The sequence below is a fragment of the Microcoleus sp. genome (assembly GCF_049646505.1).
GTDB lineage: Bacteria > Cyanobacteriota > Cyanobacteriia > Cyanobacteriales > Microcoleaceae > Microcoleus.
Genome location: NZ_JBARVX010000412.1, coordinates 1 through 2,551 on the forward strand (window position 1 = coordinate 1; position 2,551 = coordinate 2,551).

2 protein-coding genes and 1 pseudogene are annotated in these 2,551 nt (G+C 42.1%); 2 read left to right on the forward strand and 1 reads right to left on the reverse strand.

The features are described from left to right. A pseudogene (locus WBA89_RS20445) lies at positions 1-369 on the forward strand (hypothetical protein); the annotation flags it as partial. A 166-nt stretch (positions 370-535) separates the two neighbouring features. On the opposite strand, the gene WBA89_RS20450 reads toward WBA89_RS20445, so the two are convergent. After that, complete coding sequence (locus WBA89_RS20450; RefSeq protein WP_424409021.1) at positions 536-919, reverse strand: VanZ family protein; 384 nt, start codon at positions 917-919, stop codon at positions 536-538. Positions 920-1,550: 631 nt separating this feature from the next. Here WBA89_RS20450 and WBA89_RS20455 point away from each other — a divergent pair. After that, positions 1,551-2,551 (forward strand): TolB family protein (locus WBA89_RS20455; protein ID WP_424409022.1); only part of this gene is annotated, 1,001 nt, incomplete at its 3' end.

The window sequence follows — 2,551 nt, forward strand, 5'->3', positions numbered from 1 at the left end:
CCCCTTGAGGACGCTCAACCCCAAGCCGAGTCTGACGACAACAATCAAGCTGCCGCCAGCAAAAAAAATCGCAATCTATTTGATACAATTCCTCAAGTTTCAGAAGCTAGAACTTACTTTGAAGAACGCTGGAAGCCCACCGAAAAAATGGAACAAACCTTGGAATACAGCATCCAAATCGATGAAAACGGCTCAATTGAAACTATCTTCCCGATGGGAAAAGCAGCAGCCGATTATATCGAACAAGTTAATATGCCCTTAGCCGGCGAACCCTTTGTTTCTCCCGTTTCCAATGGAAAAAACCCGAAAATTCGAGTAGTTTTGAGACCGAACGGTCGAGTGCAAACATTTTTAGAAGAAAGCAATTGAACCCTCTCAAAAAGATTTTCTCGATTGAGAATTTAAGTAAATTGCCAATGTTAAGCTGTCGCAGATTTAAATTGTATATTCAGGGCGGGCTTTCTGACCCAACCCCTACTCCCCACTCGTGGTTCGCTCGTTTTTTGACATACAATTTAAATGCCGCAACAGCTTATCAATTCCCCTTTTTTTTATCCCAAACTTCTCCAACCCAATAAAAGACTAAAATCCCGCCTAAACTAAATAAAAAATCTTCAATACTAGCAGTACGATTGGGGAAAATAGCTTGCAGCATTTCTTCCCCAGCAGTGAAGACAGTAAAAATTGCAGGCCCAAAAGGAATCACAGAATTAAACAAACCAATCGTTTTTTTGCCCGTTGCTCTATGACACAAAAAAGATGCAATTCCGTACAAAACAAAATGTCCAACTTTGTCGTAAGGCGGATGAGCGAGTGAGAAGTTGACTAACAACCCCATATCTGCTGCAAGCATGATACTGAGAATCGCCAAAAAGTACAAAATACAGGCAACAATCCAAGTCTTTTTTGATAACTTCATCTAGTTTTTTGCTAAGATTATGAAAGATAGAGACAATTTTAGAGCTTCGTACCTAATTGATTGCTGCGGGGCTGAGGAAATAAATCTAATGTTTTTGTTGTTGCAAGTTTGTTGATAGTTGGTCTTACTTTTTGAAGATTTTTTTACCGCAGAGAACACAGAGGACACAGAGAAAGAGAGGGAAAAGAAGAAAAGTCAGGGCGGGTTTTGTACGAAGTAGATTTTTTATGCGCGCCCGCTGCTAGCAATTTTTGAGGGAGCATTTGATTAGACCTATTGCAAAATAATTTTATGCTATAATTCAGGGTCTGGCTTAAGTAAAGCAGATTGCAGGTTTTATCAGCATTTTACAGCTATGAGTTAGCTCTGGAGTCTAAAACTCAAAACTTTTAATTGTAACATTGATTTGTTTTGCAAGAGGTATAATACCGTTTTTTGGATGTTCTGCTTTCCCGCGGCTGAATTAGTGTAAAGTGAAAATATTAATTTATGTTAGTTCTGAACGGATGCGTCGAAACCGAGTTTTTTACGAAAATATTTTGTTGTAACTTGCAGGTTGTGTGAAAAACTTGGTTGTGAAGGTCAGATCGCGCAAATCCTCTATTTCATCAAACAAAACAACCTAAACCCTATGAATAACATATCACCTTACGGCTCTTGGAAATCTCCCATTACCTCCGATTTAATTGTTTCGGGAACTGTCGGACTCGGACAAATTGCTATGGACGGTGATGATATTTACTGGGTTGAGGGAAGACCCTCGGAAGGGGGTAGAAGTGTCATTGTGCGGCGCACTCCTGATGGTAAAATAACTGATGTAACACCGCCGCCTTTCAATGTTCGCACTCGCGTTCACGAATACGGAGGCGCTGCGTTTGCCGTCAGCGGCGGTGCAGTGTATTTTTCTCATTTTGCCGACCAACGTATTTATTGTCAAGCATTAGATTCTCAACCAGAAACTCTCACACCTGCTGCTAAGAGTTGTTACGCAGATATGATTGTTGACCGGCAAAGAAATCGCTTGATTTGCGTGCGCGAAGACGGTGCCGGTGAGGGGGAATCTGTCAATACAATTGTTAGCATTAATTTAGATAACGGCGAAGATATTCAAATCTTAACTCAAGGTAACGATTTTTATGCTTCTCCTCGTTTGAGTCCCGATGGTTCTCGACTTTCCTGGATTTCTTGGAACCATCCAAATATGCCGTGGGACGGGACGGAATTGTGGGTATCAGAAATTAAGAGCGGCGGTTCTTTAGGCGAAAAAAACTTGGTTGCGGGCGGGGTTGATGAGTCTATTTTTCAGCCGGAATGGTCGCCGGATGGAGTTTTGTATTTTGTTTCTGACAAGTCGAACTGGTGGAATTTATATAGAACCCCCCTCAATCCCCCCTTACTAAGGGGGGAGGCAAGAGTAGGCACAGAACCCTCTTTAGCAAGCAGGGAGGCAGGAATAGAAAATCACCCCTTGCTAAGGGGGGAGGCAGGAATAGAGGCTTTGTGCGAAATGGCGGCTGAATTCGGACTTCCTCAGTGGGTTTTTGGAATGTCTACCTATGCCGTTGTTTCCGAAAGTAAAATTATTTGCACCTACACTCAGCAGGGCAAGTGGTATTTAGCGAGTCTCGATTT

Coding starts and splice junctions, on each gene's coding strand:
- WBA89_RS20450 (WP_424409021.1), bottom strand. CDS start 919: ATGAAGTTATCAAAAAAGACTTGGATTGTTGCCTGTATTTTGTACTTT.